Raw genomic sequence first — 17671 nt, 5'->3', positions numbered from 1 at the left:
CAAGTTGGGCTGAACGAGCTGAGGAGGAAGGTCCGGCCGGCCCAGTTCTTTGTTGCCCGTGCCGGGGCCGAAGCTGTGGTGTGCGTCGATGACGCCCTCACCGGTGTTCGCCTCCATGGCGGTCATCCCCACGACGCTTCGCCTCCTCCTGCGGCCGATCGGTTTCTTCGACCGGTGTGGCGGCAGGGACGGGGACGTGCGGGGGCAGCAGCCCCTCGGCGCGCAGTCCGTCCCAGACCGCGGCCGACATCGTTCGCCGCAGCTGATCCACTGTGTCGCGGACCTCCTCGGCGGAACGCGCGCCGGACAGTACGCTCGCGACCGCCGGATGGCCGAACGGGAAGCGCAGAGCGGCTGCGCGCAGCGGTACGCCGTGGCGTCCGGTGACCGCCTTCATGCGCAGGGCCCGGTCGAGCACATGTGGTGGGGTGGGCGCGTAGTCGTACATGGCCCCGGGGGTCGGGTCGGTGAGCAGACCCGAGTTGAACACCCCGCCGACGATGACGCTCCTGCCGCGGGCGGCGGCCTCCGGCAGTACCTCCGCAAGCCCCTCCTGCTCCAGCAGGGTGTAGCGGCCGGCGACCAACACCACGTCGATGTCGGTCTCGCGCAGGAAGCGGGCGGGGAGCGCGCACTGGTTCACTCCGATGCCGATCGCCTCGACGACGCCTTCGCCGCGCAGCCGTTCCAGCGCCGGGTACGCCTCGGTGAGGGCCTGCTCGGCGTGGTGGTCCGGGTCGTGCAGCAAGGCGATGTCCACACGGTCCAGGCCGAGGCGGTCCAGGCTCGCTTCCAGGGAGCGCAGGACTCCGTCGGAGCTGAAGTCCCAGACCCGCCGGTGAGTGTCGGGCACGGCGAAGCCGTGGGTGAGATCGTCGCCGCGGCCGCCTTCGGGGTTGGGTTCGAGCAGTCGTCCGACCTTGGTGGAGACGGTGTACGTGTCGCGGTCGTGTCCGCGCAGCGCGGCGCCCAGGCGTCTCTCGGACAGCCCGAGCCCGTAGTGCGGGGCGGTGTCGAAGGTGCGTACGCCCGCGTCCCAGGCGGCCTCCACCGCGGCGGACGCGGCCTCGTCGGTGACCGGGCGGAAGAGGTTGCCGATGCCGGCGGCCCCGAACGACAGCTCGGTGACCCTGACACCGGTGCCGCCCAGCGTCGTCGCTCTCATGCGCCGACCGCCGGGCGCAGTCGGAGCCCCTGCATGCCACCGTCGACGGCCAAGGCGATGCCGGTGACGGACGCCGCGGCGGGGCTCACGAGGTAGATCACGGCCGCTGCCACCTCGTCGGCGGTGACCAGGCGTCCCAGGGGCTGGCGTGCGTCGAGGGCGGCGCGTTCCGCCTCCGGGTCGCCTGCGGCGTCCAGGAGCCGGGTCACCCAGGGTGTGTCGGCGGTGCCGGGGTTGAGGCAGTTGACGCGGATGCCCTCCCGGACATGGTCCGCGGCCATCGCCAGGGTCAGCGACAGCACCGCACCCTTGCTGGCGGAGTACAGGGCGCGCTGGGAGAGGCCCGCGGTGGCCGCGACGGAGCATGTGTTGACGACCGCCGCGTGCGAAGAGCGCCGCAGATACGGCAGGGCGGCGCGGGTGGTGCGCACCGTTCCGAGGACGTTGACGTCGAGGACGCGGTGCCACTCATCGTCGGGGTTGTCCTCGAGGGTACCGACGGCGCCGATGCCCGCGTTGTTGACCAGGATGTCCAGGCCACCGAGCTGCTCGGCAGCGGCGTCCACGGCGACGCGTACCGAGGCGTCGTCGGCGAGGTCGGCCTTGAGGGCGATCAGCGGCTCGGGGACGCCGGAGGGGTCGAGGTCGAGGACGGCCACCGTGGCGCCGTGCTCGGCCAGCATCCGGGACGTGGCCAGCCCGATGCCGGACGCGCCGCCGGTGACGACGGCCTTGAGCCCTGACAGGCCGCTCATGCTGGTCAAAGGGGTGCCTTTCACGCTTGGCCGAAGGTCTGACGCTCGGCGCCGAAACCGTCGATGGAGAGCTCGACGGTGTCGCCGGGGCGGAGGTAGGGGGTGCCGGGGAGGCCGAGGCCACATCCGCGGGAGTACCGGTGTTGATCACGTCGCCCGGCTCCAGGGCCATGTACCGGCTCAGGTACGACACGATGTGGTCGACCGGGAAGATCATGTCGCTGGTGTGGCCGTCCTGCCGCTTCACGCCGTTGACGCTCAGGTGCAGGCCGAGGTCCTGCGGATCTCCGACCTCGTCGGCGGTGACCAGCCAGGGGCCGAGCGGGTTGAAGGTCTCGCAGGACTTGTCCAGGTCCCACTGCGGGGAGTACTCCAGCTGGAACTCCCGCTCCGAGACGTCATGGCTGATCGCGTACCCCGCGATCAGGGCCTCCGCCGCTTCCGGCCCGTCGAGGTAGCGGGCCCGCCGTCCGATGACGACCGCCAGCTCGACCTCCCAGTCGGTCTTGACCGAGCCTCGGGGGATCAGCACCTCGTCGTACGGGCCGACGACCGTGCCCGGGTCCTTCATGAACACCACCGGCCGCGGGGGGATCGCCGCGCCCGTCTCGGCGGCGTGGTCGCGGTAGTTCAGACCTACGCAGACGATCTTGCCGGGGCGGGCTACGGGTGCTCCGATCCGTACACCGTCCGCGTCCGGTTCGGGCAGTGCTCCCGCCGCGACCGCCGCCCGGGCCCGGGCGACACTGTCAGAGGCGAGGAAGGCGCCGTCGATGTCGGAGGTTACGGAGGACAGATCAGGCAGCAGGCCCTCCTCGGTGTGGACGGCGGGCCGCTCCTCGCCGGGCGCGCCGACTCGTAGAAGTCTCACTGGGGTCTCCTTGCCATGGGTGGTTGTCAGGTGGCTGTCGCCGAGAGGGACATGCGCGGCCTGCGGCCGTCACCGCTCGTCGAGCCGGTCGGTCACCAGCACGGGCAAGGGAGGCGCTGACGACCGTCATGGTGTGCCGGGATCGCTCAGATGCCAGATCTCGGTCAGGTCCGACCAGTTGCCCCCGGCGCCGGTGTCGGCCCAGGGCTCCTGGCAGGGGCCGGTGAGCTTCCACCAGGCTTGGGTGGCCGCGTCGGCGCCGATCGCCGCCATGTCGGCCTCGAAGTCGTCGCCGTGGTACTCGAAGTAGCCGAACAGCGTGTCCTCGCGCAGAAAGATGCTGTAGTTGCGGATGTTCCCGGCCCGCAGCGCGCCCTCGACGCCCGGCCAGACCGCGGAGTGCAGGCGCAGATACAGCTCACGGAGCTCGGGCCGCAGGCGGATCGTCTGGGCAACCCGTTTCATCGGGATCCTTCCGGTGAGTGTGGGCGGCTTGCCGGACAGCCCGCCATGGGCCTGCCTGGTGGCGCACTGGCGTGGCCGTCCGCACGGCGTGGGGCTTGGCACGACGCCGACGTCAGGGAACGCCGGTTGAATACGGCGGCGCCAAGGGGGCGACTGCCGCCTCACTCCTTTGTCGCGCCGGCGAGCATGCCGGACACGAGAGCGCGTTGGGAGAACAGGAACACGATCAGAACAGGGACGATGGTCACCAAGGTGGCCAGGGCCAGTTCGGGCCGCATGATCTGGTTTCCCGCGCCGCTGGAGGTGTTGAACAGCGGCGAGGCGGCGAGCAGGTTGTTCAGTCCCACCTGCGCCGGATATTGGGAGCTGTCGGGCAGCATCACGAACGGCAGGAAGAAGTTGTTCCAGTTGCCGACGAAGTTGAAGAAGCCGACCAGGGCGATCACGGGCTTGGCCAGCGGCATCGCGATGAGGCGGAAGACCTGCCACTCCGAGCAGCCGTCGATGCGCGCTGCGGCCAGCAGGTCGGAGGGGACGTTGGAGGAGAAGTAGATGTAGGTGAGGTAGACCCCGAACGGGAAGAAGGAGAAGGGCAGGATGACCGACCAGATCGTGCCGTCCAGGTGCACGGCGTTCATCCCCAGGTACAGGGGCAGCACCATCGCTGCCGTCGGCATGAGCATCACGAGCATGGTGATGGTCAGCAGCATCCGTCGCCCGATGAACTGCGTGAGAGCCAGCGCGTACCCGGCGGGGATCGACGTCACCAGGGTCACGGCCAGCGCGCCGAACGTGTAGAGCGCCGAGTTCAGCAGCCAGGTGAGGATGGCGCCGTCCTGGAACGCGTGGAGGTGGTGCCAGGCGTCGGCGACCGCGCCGAGAGAGCCGAAGGAGAACGGGTTGTCCCGCACGATCTGGCTGTCGGTCTTGGTCGGGGCCAGCAGGAGCCACACCACCGGCACACAGAAGAACAGCACGGACAGGCCCATGACGATGAGCCAGGCCAGCCGGGCGGCCAGTGAGCTTGGGCGGCGCTTCCGGCGCATGGGCTTCCTCGGGCTGGTGCGGGCGCCGGCGGTACGGGGCGGCGGAGTTCGGCGGGCTGTGGTCGTGGGAGCTGTGGTCATCCTTCGTTCCTGTCGAACAGGCCGGTACGGAAGACGACGAGCGCCGCGCAGGCGAGGCCCAGGATGAGGAGGTCGACGGAGAGCGCCGCCGCGCCGTTGAAGTCGCCTGCCTGGAAGGCGTACTGGTAGGAGAGCTGGTTGGGTGACCAGCTGTCGGGGATCATGCCCCAGCTGGCGAGGGAGACCAGTTGCGGCTCGACGAAGAGCTGGGTGCCGGCCGCGAAGGCCAGGATCAGCATGTACGCGATCCACTTGGTGATCATCGGGATCTGGATGCGAAGGGCGATCTGGAGCGTACTGGCGCCGTCGATGCGAGCGGCTTCCAGGATTTCGTCGGGGATGCTGTTGAGCGCGCCGTACATGACCACGATCCAGCCGCCGGCCCCGGTCCAGAAGGCGATGACGGTGAAGAGCACCGGCAGGTGACCGGGGGCGTTGACCTGGGCGAGGGTGTTCCAGCCGAAGCTCTTCAGCAGCCAGCCGACGGGACTGGCCGCCGGGTCGAGGAGGATCAGGAAGAGCAGTATGCTCGCCACCCCGGCGAGGGCACCCGGCAGGTAAAACAGGAACCGCAGGCTGGTGGAGGCCCTGCGCATGCGGCCGTGCAGCATCAGGGAGAGCAGCACCACCAGGATCATCAGGCTGGCCAGCCAGACCACCAGGTACAGGCCGATGTGGAGGAAGGCCGGACCGAAGCGGTAGTCGGTGAACGTCCGGGTGAAGTTGCCGATGCCGACGAGCTGGTTGCGGGAGTTGGACAGCGCCAGCCACACCGCGTAACAGGTGGGCAGGACGCCGAAGGCGAGTAGGAGGAGGACATAGCCGGAGACGAAGACGTAACCGGCGCGTCCGACCGGGTTGCGGGCCGAGCGGCCGCCGCGGCGGCCTCTCCGCTCCGTTGCGAGGTGGGTGGTCATCGGTCCGCTTCGCTAGTTGACGGTGTATCCGAGGGACTTGGCCTTGTCGGTGATGGCCGTCTGCCAGGTGCCCAAGGTGTCGGTGAGGGTCTTGCCTGAGTTCAGGGCCGGGATCACGGTGGAGGAGTAGATCGCTTCCTGGCTGTACTGGGTGGCGGACCAGCCGGGCCAGATGAGTTCCGCCGCCTCCTGGAAGACCGGGCTGACGTCCTCGGCGAAGTAGCCGGTCCTCTGCTGGCCGGCGAGCCAAGCGACGGCTGCCTTCGTGTACGCGGGATACGTGCCCGCAGTGGCCTGGTAGGCGTTGGAGGTCGCCATCCAGGTCACCAGGTCGGAAGCCGCCTTGAGGTTCTTGCTGTGGGAGGAGACGAACCACAGACCACCGCCGACGTTGCCGGTGTAATTCTTGGCGTCGCCCTCGAACTTCAGCGGTGAGGCGGCGGCGATCTGCCCCTTGGGGATCTTGAAGGTGGAGTTGAAGAGCACCTGGCCGAACCAGGAAGGGCCGGGGAGCATGAGGACCTTGCTCGCCTTGTTCTTGATGAAGCCGGCGCTGAAAACGGTGTCCTTCGAGACCGAGCCCTTGGCGATCAGGCTGTCGAGCAGCTTGGCCATCCGGGTGCACTTGGAATCCCGCAGGTCGACCTTGACCTTCTTGGCACCGGTCGCCGTGCTGGCAGGGCACTGGCTCGCCCAGAAGTACACCTCGGGGCTCCAGGCGTCCCCGGCGGTTCCGACCAGGTAGCCGGGGTGCTCCTTGGCGACCTTCTTGCCGAGTGCCTGGTACTCCTCCCAGGTGGTCGGGACGGAGTACCCGAACTTGTCCATGAGCTTCTTGTTGTACCAGAGCACGTTCTGCGCCAGGTCGTTGCGCAGGCAGTAGGTGTCGCCGTTGAAGGTGCAGGGGCCCAGCGCACCGTCGGCGAAGCCCTTGAGGATGGACTGGGAGACCACGCCCTGGTTGACGGGCGCGGCATAGGGGGTCTTGCCCTGGGACGCCCAGCTGGCGTCGTTGACATTGGCGCTGAAGGCGACGTCGGGCCACCCGCTGCCCGCCCGGTCGAACAGCTGGACCTTGGTCTGCAGGTCGTTGGCGCCGTTGGCGTCCCCGCTGTACGTGACGATCTTGATCTTCACGTCCGGGTGCGCCTTCTGGTACGCCTGCACACCGGGCACACGGGCGGCGTCCGCCCAGACCGTGATCTCACTGCCCTGCTGCTGGGCCACGGGCTTGAAGGCCGCCGGGGAGGACGTCGCCGTGGGTGTGGGGTCCGCGCTGCCGCAGGCAGCGAGCGCGAGCAGGGAGACGGCTCCCAGGACGGCGACGGCCGTGTGCCTGAGCTGGCGGCGGGAGGAAACCGGAACGTCGTCGTTCATGACTGACCTCAGATCTTGGGAGATGGCGCGCAGCGGTGAGAGGCGCCGCATTCGGGGTGTTCGAGACAGGCGGTCGGGCCTGAGGCTCCGGTCATCAGGCCCGGGGCGGGGTAACAGTCTCCTTGTCGACAAATGCCTGAAGGGCGGGAGGGTAGTCCAAGCCCGCCGGAAGGGCGACGCCCGGACCGGTGGGGGCATGGACGAGGCCGTGGGCGTCGATGCCACTCTCGCGACCGATGGGGTTGCCCATGACCAGCGACTCGTAGTAGGTGGTGTTCGAGATGGCCATGCACAGGTGCCGGTTGGGGATCTCCGGCCCGTGCACCTCGGCGCGCAGCCGGTAGGCGTCGGCGAGGTGGGCGGTGCGCATCGCGCCGGTGAAGCCGCCGCGCAATTGGGTGGAGGCGCGGACTCCGAAGGTGGCGGCGCCGGCCTGGATGAAATCGGCCGAGTTCATGTGTGCCCCGTCGGAGGTCTCGGCCACGAGGAGGGGAACGGCCACCGCGTCTGCGAGACGCTTGTACGCGGTGACACTGAACTCCCTCATCGGCTCCTCGTACCAGAGGTAGTCGGCGTCCGAGAGAGCGTGCCCGAGATAGATCGCGTCGGGGAGGTCGAAGCCCGCCGACCCGTCGAACATCAGCGGGACGTCATCCCCCACATGCTCGCGCAGTGCCACCGACAGGCGCGCGTCGCGGCGGGGGTCACCCCAGGCGTGGAGCTTGATGGCCGGGTAGCCGAGCTCCAGGACCTGGTCGGCGATGTCCAGGTACTCCTCGACCGAGGAGTAGGTGACAGTGGAGGCGTACGCGGGTATCGAGGTGCGGTAACCGCCGAGCAGCTGCCAGGTGGGCCGGTCGGCGAGTCGTCCGGCCAGGTCCCACAGCGCGGTGTCGACCAGCCCCAGCAGATAGAGCGGCAGCTCCTCCGTGCGGTCCAGCTCCCACATGCGGTGCCAGAGCCATTCCCGCTGCAGGGGGTCCTGCCCCACCAACTCCGCGCGCAGTACACGGTCCAGCAGGTCCGCCAGGATGACCCCACTGCCCCGCCGAGGGGACATCGCCACCCCCTCACCCCCCTCGTCCGTGCGGATGCGCAGCACCGCGGCCTCGCCCTCGGACGGGCTGCCCAGGAGTCCGTCCCGCCAGACGAAGGGCGGACTGGCTCCCGGCACCCGGACCGGATGGCACTCGACTTCGGCAATACGCACGGCTTGCACCCCTTGAACGGGAAAGTACTGCTGCGAAATTTTCGTGTAACGTAAGTCGTCATACGAATGCTGTCAAGAAGTCCCGCGCAGTAGACTCGCCGCCATCCGCATCAGCAAAGGGGAACCGCATGGCCAAGGACAGCACCGGCAGAACAGGAGAGCCTCCCGTTCTCAAGCCCTGGCCCAAGCGTCCGGCCCGACTGGCGCAGGCCGTCATGGAGAGCCTCACCGACACGATCGTGTCGGGCGCCATTCCTCCAGGATCGACCCTGCCGGTCGAACCCGAGCTCTGCGAGACGTTCGGCGTCAGCCGCATCACCGTCCGCGAGGCGGTCAAGTCCCTGGAGGCCAAGGGGCTGGTCCTCGCCCGGCAGGGCTACGGCACCACCGTCACCCCACCCGAGGAATGGAACCTCCTCGACCCCGTCGTGCTCGCCGCGACCGTCCAGCATGACGACCAGCTCGTCGTCCTCGACCAGTTGGTCGACATCCGGTCGACGCTGGAGGCGCAGATGACAGCCCAGGCCGCGGAGCTGGCCACCGACGACGACCTGAGAGCCATCGAGCGGCTACTCACCCGGCTCGACGAGGAGACCACTGTCCCGGCACGCTTCATCGAGACCGATGTGGCCTTCCACGACCGGATCCTGCAGGCATCCCACAACAGGCTCGGCCGTTCCATCATCCGGATCCTTCACGCCCAGGCGCGCACGACGTTCCTGTACAACGGCACTCCGGACGCGACCGCATGCGAGCAGGCCAACGCGGAGCACCGCGCCGTCGCCGAGCGGCTGCTGGCCCGGGACTCCGAGGGGGCCGCGCAAGCCATGGCGGCACACATCCAGACCGCTTGGAGCCGCCGCCGCTTGCCGAACGTCGGCTCGCCCGCCTCCTGAGAGGTCTCCCACCGACTCGCCCTCGAGCCAACCCGGCCGGGGGCGTTCGCATGTCCAGGTCCGGCCGAGTCGGCAGCGCGCGACCTATTGACGAAATTCGTATGACGTCTAATGTTACATCGCTATTACCCCTTCCCCCCGTCTTGCCCCTGGGCTCTCCCCTGCCCGCCAAGCGCACCACGGCCCCCTGAACCTCCCGGAAGGTGTCACGTGCGAACAACCCGCATCCGTCCCGCGGTTCCCAGCCGTTTCAGATCATGGCTGGCCACAGCCGCCGTCCTCACCGCCTCGACCGCCACGGTCCTCGTCCAGGCCGGCCCCGCCTTCGCGGCCGGCACGACGCTCTACGCCTCACCGAGCGGCTCCGGGACCGCCTGCTCCATGAGCCGGCCGTGCTCCGTCACCCAGGCCAAGACCAAGGTGCGGGCGACCAACAATTCCATGAAAGGCGACATCACCGTCGAGCTCGCCGACGGCACCTACAGGCTCTCCACGCCGCTCGCCTTCACTTCGGCGGACTCCGGCACAGGCGGCTACACGGTGACCTGGAAGGCCGCGCTGGGCGCCCACCCCGTCATCACCGGAGCGCGGAAGGCCACCGGCTGGACCGTGCAGGACTCGGCCAAGAACATCTGGAAGAGCGACGTCGGCACCGGCTTCGACACGCGCCATCTGTCCGTCGACGGCGTCATGGCCACCAGGGCCCGCGCCGAGGTCACCCGCTCGGACCTGACCGCGACCACCAATGGCTACACGTTCACCAACAGCTCGCTGAGCTACCTCAACAGCCTCGCGCAGCCCGGCCGGACCGAGATCCACGGCATCGGATCCTTCACCGACCGCTATGCCCCGGTGGCCGGCATCAGCAGCGGCACCATCACCATGGCCCAGCCCTCGTGGGACAACAACACGTTCGGCTACGACACCCTGACGAGCCCCTTCCGGGCCGGCCCCCTCTACATCGAGAACGCCTACGAGTTCCTCGACACGGCCGGCGAGTGGTACCTCGACACCGCTACCGGCACCCTGTACTACAAGCCGCTCACCGGGCAGGACATGAGTGAGGCCGACGTCGAGGTGCCGAAGCTGGAGTCGCTCATCAGCGTCGGAGGGACGTACTCCTCCCCCGCCACCCACATCGCCTTCTCAGGGCTGCAGTTCTCGGGCACCAGTTGGCTGGACCCCACCGCCCACGGCTACGCCAGCCAGCAGACCGGCGCGTACCTCTCCGGTACCTGGGACCGCCCGTCGGACGCGCTGACCTCGTGTCAGAGCGGCTGCCCGCTCTTCGAGGCGGCACGCCCTCACTGGAAGCAGATGCCCTCCGCCGTCCAGGTCTCGGCCGCCGACCACATCGCGTTCACCGGTAACCGGTTCACCCAGCTCGGACAGAGCGGCCTCGGCATAGGCAACGACTCCAACGCCCACACCACCGGCGTGGGACTCGGCGCCCGCACCATCACCGCGTCCGGCAACGTCTTCACCCAGGACGCGGGCGGCGGCATCGTCGTCGGCGGCGTTCAGGCGGACGCGCACCACCCCAGTGACAGCCGGATGACCAACCGGAACATCACGTTGAGCAACAACCTCATCCATGACGTGGCACTGGAGTACCGTGACATGTCGGCCATCCTCGTCACTTATGTGAACGGCGCGACCGTCTCGCACAACGAGGTGTACAACCTGCCCTACTCCGGCCTCACCATCGGCTACGGCTGGGGCACCAACGACGTCGGCGGCAGCCAGGACTACGTCAACCGGGGCCTGTACAGCTACCAGCCCATCTACACGACCGCGACCACCGCGGCGAACAATCATGTCACCGACAACTACATACATGACCTCATGCAGCAGATGACCGACGGCGGCTGCATGTACACCCTGTCAGCGTCACCGGGCAGCACCTTTGAACGCAACTACTGCCACAGCAACAACGGTTGGTTCGGCTTCTACCACGACGAGGGCTCCCGGAAATTCACGGACACCAACAACGTCTTCCGGAACACCGGCGAATGGGGCCATGAGAACAGCAGTGCGACCAACAACACCGGCGCCCTGACCCTGACAGACAACTGGACGAGCAACAGTTCCGCGAACATCACCAACACCAACGGCCGCGGTGACGTAGTCAGCGGCACCGTCGTCGTCAGCGACGGCAACTGGCCGTCGGCCGCCAAGACGGTCATGAACAACGCCGGTATCCAGCCCCTGTACCGTCCGCTGACCACCGACCCCGTCAGCTCCCCCTACAGCGCCTACTCCTCCACCCCAGCCGACACCGGCCAGAGCGGCGGCCACTTCACGATCACCGATGCGGGCGAGGACATCTGGGGTGCCGGCGGACAGCACGAAGACGAGTACGGCACCGTCTTCCGAAACGGGGCAGCTGTCGACGGCACGTCGGTGACCGCCCGGGTCGACAGCCTGGACAAGACCAGCGGCTGGGCCAAGGCCGGCGTCGTCCTGCGCAACGACCTCACGGACGACGGCTCCTCCGCCGGATACGCGGCTGTGGTGGTGACCCCGAACAACGGCGTCAGCTTCCAGCGGGACTCCGACGCCGACGGCTACCTCGACCGGCTCACGTCCACCGCTGCCACCGTCAAGGCACCGGTCTGGTTGAGGCTCACCCGCACTGCCACCCAGGTGTCCGCCTACTACTCCACCGATGGATCCACCTTCACTCAGGTCGGCTCGAAGGTGACCCTGCCGTCCATGGCGACCACCCAGGATGCCGGTGTCATCCACACAGCCCACAGCACCACCCCCGGCGGCGCGACATTCAGCAACCTGCGCATCGTCACCTCTCCCTACAAGGCATACAGTTCGATTCCGGCCGCCGTCAGCCAAAGCGGCGGAGTGACCTCCCTGACCAGCGCGGGCATCGATATATGGCACTCCGGCACGGCATACGACGACGAGTATTCCGCCGCCTACCGGACGGGGGCCGCCGGCACGTCCTCGACCGTCACCGTCCGCGTCGCCCGTCAGGACAAGACCAACAGCTGGGCCAAGGCCGGCCTGATGCTGCGAAACAACATCGCCTCCGCCGGCTCGTCCACCGGGTACCTCGTCCTCGCCACCACCCCCGGCAACGGAATCGCCCTGTCGTCGGACTCCAACGGTGACGGCTACCTCGACACCAACACCATCAAGACCGGAAGCGCCACCGTCGCCCCGGTCTGGCTCCGCCTGGTCAGGAGCGGCACGTCGGTCACCGGCTCCTACTCCGCCGACGGCACCACCTGGACCACTGTCGGCACTACGACACTGACCGGGGCGAACAGCACCCTGGACGCGGGCATGTTCTCCACGGCCCACGCCGGAAGTATCGGCACCGCGACCTTCAACCAGTTCTCCGTCAGCTGACGAAGCGGTTCGGGTCACGATCTCCGAAATGAGCTCCGCGTGCCGGCGACCGGGACCGCAAACTCATCCTCGACCCGCTCGCCGCCGCCGGAATCAGCCCGGAGCAGGTGACCGACGTGGTCTTCAGCCACCACCACCCCGACCACACCCTCAACGCAGCCCTCTTCCCCCACGCACGCGCCCACGACGTCTGGGCCACCTACCACAACAACCTCTGGTACGACCGACCCGCCGACGGGTACCGGCTCTCCCCCTCGATCCGCCTGATCGAAACACCCGGCCACACCCCCAGGACATCTCCACCGTCGCGGAAACCGCCGAAGGGACCGTCGTCCTCACCCACGCCTGGTGGAGCGTCCACGGTCCCGCCGAAGATCCCACCTCCGACGACCATGAGGGCCTGCGCGCCTCCCGCCGCAAGATCCTCGCCCTCGAGCCCGCCCTGGTCGTCCCCGGCCACGGCGACCCCTTCATCCCCGACGAGAACACCCCCATCCGACCCGCAGAGGCCCCCGAGACGGCTTCGGTACGCCGTCGTCGTCCGGCCAGCACCCGGGTTTCGGTAGCCCGTTGCCGACTTCACGGCTCTTGAAGACGCGTTCGAGGATCTCGAGGAGAAGCTATGCGGGCCCGGTTGCGCGACCTCGCCACCGGCACATGACGTACGGCACCCAGCCAGTACATGGGCTGGGTGCCGTACAAGAAGCAGCGCCCCAAAGCCAGAACCGAAAGCATGGAGCCTTGTCTCGGCCCGGTTCGATGACGCTGCCCGCAGCGGCCGGTGCCTGCGGCGGGTCGGAGGCAATCGAGGTCAGGCAGGAAACCGAGGGACCTACGTTGATCGCCTGGGCCTCCTCCGCCGGGAAGGCAACGGCTGCGAAGACGCCGCACACGACCTGACGGAGGCCTCCACCTCCCTAGTCGCTCCAGATCACCCCGCCGCGGTGGCTGCCGGAGAAGGGGTGGGGCACCGGGCTGGTGCCAGACGACGTCCTCGGTAAGAATGCTGCCTGCCGGGGCCTTATACTTACCGCCGGTAACAGTCGCCTCAACACAACCACCGAGGACGTGTGGCGTGCCACAGTTTCCGGCCTTCGACGTCATGACGGCGACCTGTCCGTCCCGTACCTCGCTCGCCCGCATTGCCAACAAGTGGACGGCCATGGTGGTCATCGCGCTCAGCGCAGGTCCCATGCGCTTCCGCGACCTGCGCACCGGCGTCGACGGCATCAGCGCCAAGGTCCTCACCGAGACGCTCCGGGACCTGGAACGCGACGGAATCGTCACCCGTCACGTGTACGCCGAGGTCCCGCCCCGGGTCGAGTACGAGTTGACCGCACTGGGGCGCACCTTGTATGTCCCGCTTCAGGCACTGGGCCTCTGGGCCGAGGAACACTTCAGCGAGGTACTCGCGGCACGCGAGAGCTACGACGCCCGCCAGCGACCATGACTCGTCAGGCGCGACTTTCGCCTGGGAAGGATGCGGACGGCCTACTCCCCCCAGAAGGCGTCCTCGGCCATCTGGTCGCCGGAGAACAGCCACATCTCGACGATCTTGCCGTCTCTGAGGCGCAGAACATCCACGCCGTCCATGCTCATGGACGCGCCCTCGCGCCGGCCGGCGAAGTGAATGGAGGCGGCCACCGTGTCGCCGTTACCCATGAGAGCGTGGATCGTGTCGATGGCGAAGGAGCCCTGACTGGCCTCCATCATCCCGCCGAGCATCGCGAAGACGGCGTCGCGCCCCTTGTGTTCACCGGAGAACCGGTTGGCGCCCGGCTGACGCCAGACGACCTCCTCATCCAGAAGCTCGCCCACCTTGGCCAGGTCACCCGTCTGTACGGCCTGGAAGTACTCACGCGCGATGTCGATGTTCTTGCTGGTCATAGCCACTCGCTCCTTACGCCCCCGACATAGGGGCAGTACGACACACTGTTACAGCGGATGCGAGGCGCGACGTGCGCGACTCGGGTGGATCAAAGACGGCGGTCAGATTTCGGCGGACCCGCCCTCAGGTATTGCCCCAAAAGTCGTCCTCGCCCTGCTGGCCCGCCGAGAAGAGCCAGACCTCCGCGACGCGCTCGCCCTCGATCCGCAGCAGGTCGACGCCGTTCATCTCCATCTCCACGCCGTCACGCTTGGCCGAGAAGTGGACAGGTGCCGCGACCAGCGAGCCGTTCGCCATGGGCTCCATAGTCGGCTCCAGCGCGAATGTTCCGCCGGTGACCGTCATCATGCCGCTGAACATCTCGCCGATGGCAGCCGCACCGCGATGTGTACCGGAGAAGCGGTTGTTGCCCGGCTGGTGCCACACGATGTCATCGGTGAACAAGCCCGTGACGGTGGCGAAGTCCTTGGCGGAGACCGCGTCGGCGTACTGCCGGGCGATCCGCAGCGCGGTGGTGGACCCCATGGTCGACCCCTCTCCTTAGGTGAGTTCGTCCTGCTGCACCTCCATACTCACCATCGGTAACCGGTCACCTCAACGTAACCAATGGGATGACGTGACGTACGCCACACTCCCCTTCAGGGTGTTGCCTGAGAGTAGAGGGCCTGCATGGCACCGGGCCGCCCCTTGCGAGCGCCTGCTTCGGCTTGCCGTCAAGTGCGGGAACGGCCCCAAGTACGCCGCCAGCTCGGCCTTCTCTACGAAGAGTTGCTCGAGATGGGGGCGGTGACCAAGCTCTCACATGGCCGCCGTGTGTCACCTTGTGCACCGCTGTCAGCAGCTATGCAACAGCCGCTGATCAGGCGGTAGTTGTCGCGTCGAACCTGATGTCTCGCAGAACAGCTCCCGCAATGACGCGGAGGAGCCGTCTCCGCACGGCGACGCCGGCCCGATAAGCCTGAAGAGAGGCTCTGCTCTGCCGCCGGGATCGAGCCCGCCCGAGAAGGGGCACCTCTCCTCAGGCGGTCTCGTCATGCGGTCTGCCCGGGCTGGGTACGGCGGGCGTAGGCGCGGGCGGCGCGGGCGCGGTCGCCGCAGCGAGTGGAGCACCACTGGCGGCGACCCTGGCGGAGCAGGTAGCGGTTACAGGGAGGGGAGCCGCAGGCGGTGAGGCGCTCGGCGTCGAGGGAGGTGAGCAGATCGGCAGCGTCGGCGGCGAGGGTGGCCAGGGCGTGGTCGACGATCTGGGTGGTGGGGTGGGGGGCGGCGCGGTAGGGGCCGGTTTTTTCGTCCCACTGCAACAGCGGGGCTGTGGGGACGCGAGTCATCGCGTCATTGATGGCCGTGACAGCGGCCGGAAGGGCGGGAAACCCAGCGGCGCGGGCGGCGAACAGCGACCTGATCTGTTCGCGCATCGAGCGCAACTGTGACGCACACATTTCCAGCATGCCCGCGTCGACCGGTGCGAGACCCCGCTCCGTCAGCCACCGGTTGGCCTGCGCAGGAGTGCCCAAGCGATCAACCGTATGCCCACCGGCCATCGCGACCGCGCTGTTGGCAAGAGCGAGGGAAAGGTGCTCTTCCTCTCCCTGTGCGGGCGGCAGGGCAGGCTCTTCGATCACGGACTCCTCCATACCCCTCATGGTACGGCTTGCACGCTTCCGTGAGAAACCGCTACGGTCGCCTCACGGTTCAAGCGATATCTATCCGTGAGGTGTTTTCTTCGTGCCTTCTCTCTCTTCCGTGACCGACCAGTTCGCGGTCCGCGTCTTCGGCGGCCCGACCGCGCTCTTCGAGTACGGCGGCCTGCGTTTCCTGACCGACCCGACCTTCGACGGTCCCGGCGACTTCCAGGCGCCCGCCGTGATCCTGACCAAGACCGCGCCTTCCGCCGGCGCGCCCGCCGACCTCGGCCCCATCGACGTGGTGCTCCTCTCCCACGACGAACACGCCGACAACCTGGACGCTTCCGGCCGGGCCCTGCTTGCCGACGTACCCCTCACCCTCACCACGCCCGGGGGCGGCCAGCGTCTCGGTGCGAAGGCCACGGGCCTGGCCGACTGGCAGTCCGTCGACCTCGACCGCCCCGACGGAGGCACGGTCACCGTCACGGGCGTCCCCGCCATCCACGGCCCGGGCCCGCGCGAGGAGGTCGAGCCGATCTGCGGTGAGGTCGTCGGCTTCGTCCTGACTGGGGAAGGTCTGCCCACGGTCTACGTCAGCGGCGACAACGCCTCCCTCGACGCGGTCAAGGAGATCGCCGAACGCTTCGCCCTGGTGGACACTGCCATCCTCTTCGCAGGAGCCCCTCGCTTCGCCGAAGTCTTCGACGGAAAGGTGATCGTCCTCGACAGTGCCATGGCGGCCGAAGCTGCCCAACTCCTCGGCGCCCGCCGTGTGGTGCCCGTCCACTACGACAGCTGGGCCCACTTCACCGAAGGCCGTGACGAGCTGGAAGCCGCGTTCACCGCCGCCGGTCTGGCCGACCGCCTGGACTGGGGCCAGCGCCCCTGAGCCGGCCGGCAAAGACCACTACGGCGCCCACGGCTCGCTTCCCGGAGTCTGATCTTCGGGAACAGTGAAACAGGCATCAGCGCTGAGCACATGGTCCTGAGCGCGGAGCGGGCCCCGGCGTGCTGCCGGGGCCCGCCCGAGGCCCGCCGCGAGCGATCCTTTTTCCGGGACGCCCGGTTACTTTCTGCTGCTCTTTCTGCAACCCACCCGCGCTCCGGCCCGCCGGGTGCCTCGTCCGCCACGCCTCCTGCGGATTTGTCCATGGAGCCACGATGCCCCGTCACCGTGCGGGAGCCGGTGACCGACCTGGCCACCTGCGCTCCGCTCGATGAGTAAGTCCCCATGCTGGCGAGGGACCTTCGAGCGGCAGGCGCCCGTCGGTACGCCCCCCGCGTCCCCGAAAGCAGGGGCGGAGTACCTGCTCCGCATAACGGCCGACTGGTGGGCACAGTCGCGATGCGGCCCTGCGGAGGGGATCTAGGGGGCGGCGATGACCCAGGCCCAACTGCGTCATCTGCTTCCGCGCTCGGCCAGGCCGGCGTCGATCAACCACTGGTTCGCGGTCCGGGGATAACGCCCAGCAACTACTGGTCGGATCACTCGGGCGGGCGGGGCTCTACCCGATCCCGGCTCAGGAAGCGGCCCCGGCGGCCGGTGTCAAGGACCGCCGGGGCGTTGCCGCCGCCCGGGCACTCGGGGGGATCGGACTCCGGGCGGCAGTTCAGGGGGCGCCGCCCATCATCACGGTCCGTAATCAGTTACCTCAAGGTAACCAATGGGACGGTGTGACACACACCACACTTATTTGGAATTACTCGGAAAGATTCACAGACTGTCGACCTCATAACGGGAACGGATCCCCCTGTTCACAGCAGTTCCCACACGGCGTGCACATCTTCCACTCGTCTTCCATAATTTCAGCGCGAAGCCACCCATCGGCCTTTTACATCGCGCTACCTATCCCCTGATATAACGAGGTGTCTCAATGCGCTCGGGGGGAATCCGGCGTGAGAGTGAAAGAAAGAACGACCAATGCCTATAGCTGGACATCCACTCCGCAGAACCATTCTCACCGGGGGGTTGGCAGCCACCGCTGCTGTCCTCTCCGGCTGTTCCT

15 protein-coding genes and 1 pseudogene are annotated in these 17671 nt (G+C 68.0%); 5 read left to right on the top strand and 11 right to left on the bottom strand.

The genetic code is table 11. The features are described from left to right. Nucleotides 1-97 precede the first annotated feature (97 nt). The 8 genes and pseudogenes from ACZ6TU_RS27975 to ACZ6TU_RS27940 form a co-directional block, all read right to left on the bottom strand. The gene (locus ACZ6TU_RS27975) at nt 98-1165 is read right to left on the bottom strand and encodes an aldo/keto reductase (protein WP_467677305.1); all 1068 of its coding nucleotides are present in this window, start codon (nt 1163-1165) and stop codon (nt 98-100) included. Further along, nucleotides 1162-1920 carry an SDR family NAD(P)-dependent oxidoreductase gene (locus ACZ6TU_RS27970; protein WP_467677303.1) on the bottom strand — a complete coding sequence of 253 codons (759 nt, stop codon included), beginning with the start codon at nt 1918-1920 and terminating at the stop codon, nt 1162-1164. The genes ACZ6TU_RS27975 and ACZ6TU_RS27970 overlap by 4 nt, the downstream gene beginning before the upstream one ends. Nucleotides 1921-1940: 20 nt before the next feature. Beyond that, nucleotides 1941-2791 (bottom strand): annotated as a pseudogene (locus ACZ6TU_RS27965) (fumarylacetoacetate hydrolase family protein). Nucleotides 2792-2917: 126 nt separating this feature from the next. Next, nucleotides 2918-3256, bottom strand: coding sequence for an L-rhamnose mutarotase (locus tag ACZ6TU_RS27960; protein ID WP_469551862.1), 339 nt, complete (start codon nt 3254-3256; stop codon nt 2918-2920). A 161-nt stretch (nt 3257-3417) separates the two neighbouring features. Continuing rightward, complete coding sequence (locus ACZ6TU_RS27955; protein ID WP_469552031.1) at nt 3418-4302, bottom strand: carbohydrate ABC transporter permease; 885 nt, start codon at nt 4300-4302, stop codon at nt 3418-3420. A 77-nt stretch (nt 4303-4379) separates the two neighbouring features. Next, complete coding sequence (locus ACZ6TU_RS27950; protein ID WP_469551860.1) at nt 4380-5300, bottom strand: carbohydrate ABC transporter permease; 921 nt, start codon at nt 5298-5300, stop codon at nt 4380-4382. A gap of 12 nt (nt 5301-5312) precedes the next feature. After that, nucleotides 5313-6677 carry an ABC transporter substrate-binding protein gene (locus tag ACZ6TU_RS27945; protein WP_467677297.1) on the bottom strand — a complete coding sequence of 455 codons (1365 nt, stop codon included), beginning with the start codon at nt 6675-6677 and terminating at the stop codon, nt 5313-5315. A 94-nt stretch (nt 6678-6771) separates the two neighbouring features. Next, the gene (locus ACZ6TU_RS27940; RefSeq protein WP_469551857.1) at nt 6772-7887 is read right to left on the bottom strand and encodes an enolase C-terminal domain-like protein; all 1116 of its coding nucleotides are present in this window, start codon (nt 7885-7887) and stop codon (nt 6772-6774) included. Nucleotides 7888-8015: 128 nt separating this feature from the next. Between ACZ6TU_RS27940 and ACZ6TU_RS27935 the strand changes: the two genes are divergently transcribed. From ACZ6TU_RS27935 to ACZ6TU_RS27920, 4 genes are all read left to right on the top strand, one after another. Continuing rightward, nucleotides 8016-8783 (top strand): FadR/GntR family transcriptional regulator, encoded by a 768-nt coding sequence (locus ACZ6TU_RS27935; RefSeq protein ID WP_467677293.1) that lies wholly within the window; start codon nt 8016-8018, stop codon nt 8781-8783. A 210-nt stretch (nt 8784-8993) separates the two neighbouring features. Then, complete coding sequence (locus ACZ6TU_RS27930) at nt 8994-12152, top strand: DUF1349 domain-containing protein (RefSeq protein ID WP_469551856.1); 3159 nt, start codon at nt 8994-8996, stop codon at nt 12150-12152. A gap of 107 nt (nt 12153-12259) precedes the next feature. After that, the gene (locus tag ACZ6TU_RS27925; RefSeq protein WP_467677289.1) at nt 12260-12718 is read left to right on the top strand and encodes a hypothetical protein; all 459 of its coding nucleotides are present in this window, start codon (nt 12260-12262) and stop codon (nt 12716-12718) included. Between the two features lie 509 nt (nt 12719-13227). Next, nucleotides 13228-13602, top strand: a complete 375-nt coding sequence (locus tag ACZ6TU_RS27920; RefSeq protein WP_467677288.1) for a winged helix-turn-helix transcriptional regulator — start codon at nt 13228-13230, stop codon at nt 13600-13602. A 41-nt stretch (nt 13603-13643) separates the two neighbouring features. On the opposite strand, the gene ACZ6TU_RS27915 is transcribed toward ACZ6TU_RS27920, so the two are convergent. From ACZ6TU_RS27915 to ACZ6TU_RS27905, 3 genes are all read right to left on the bottom strand, one after another. Beyond that, entirely contained in the window at nt 13644-14039 is a 396-nt protein-coding gene (locus ACZ6TU_RS27915; RefSeq protein WP_467677286.1) for a nuclear transport factor 2 family protein, read from the bottom strand. Between the two features lie 124 nt (nt 14040-14163). Further along, nucleotides 14164-14565, bottom strand: a complete 402-nt coding sequence (locus tag ACZ6TU_RS27910) for a nuclear transport factor 2 family protein (protein WP_469551853.1) — start codon at nt 14563-14565, stop codon at nt 14164-14166. Nucleotides 14566-15071: 506 nt separating this feature from the next. Further along, nucleotides 15072-15674, bottom strand: coding sequence for a CGNR zinc finger domain-containing protein (locus ACZ6TU_RS27905; protein ID WP_469551852.1), 603 nt, complete (start codon nt 15672-15674; stop codon nt 15072-15074). 91 nt (nt 15675-15765) lie between these two features. On the opposite strand from ACZ6TU_RS27905, the gene ACZ6TU_RS27900 reads away from it, so the two are divergent. After that, entirely contained in the window at nt 15766-16554 is a 789-nt protein-coding gene (locus ACZ6TU_RS27900) for an MBL fold metallo-hydrolase (RefSeq protein WP_469551850.1), read from the top strand. The last annotated feature ends 1117 nt before the right edge of the window (nt 16555-17671 follow it).

The organism is Streptomyces sp. NPDC052064 (genome assembly GCF_055585925.1).
Note: the sequence above shows the minus strand (reverse complement) of the source record. Positions and strands in the feature narration are given on the sequence as shown.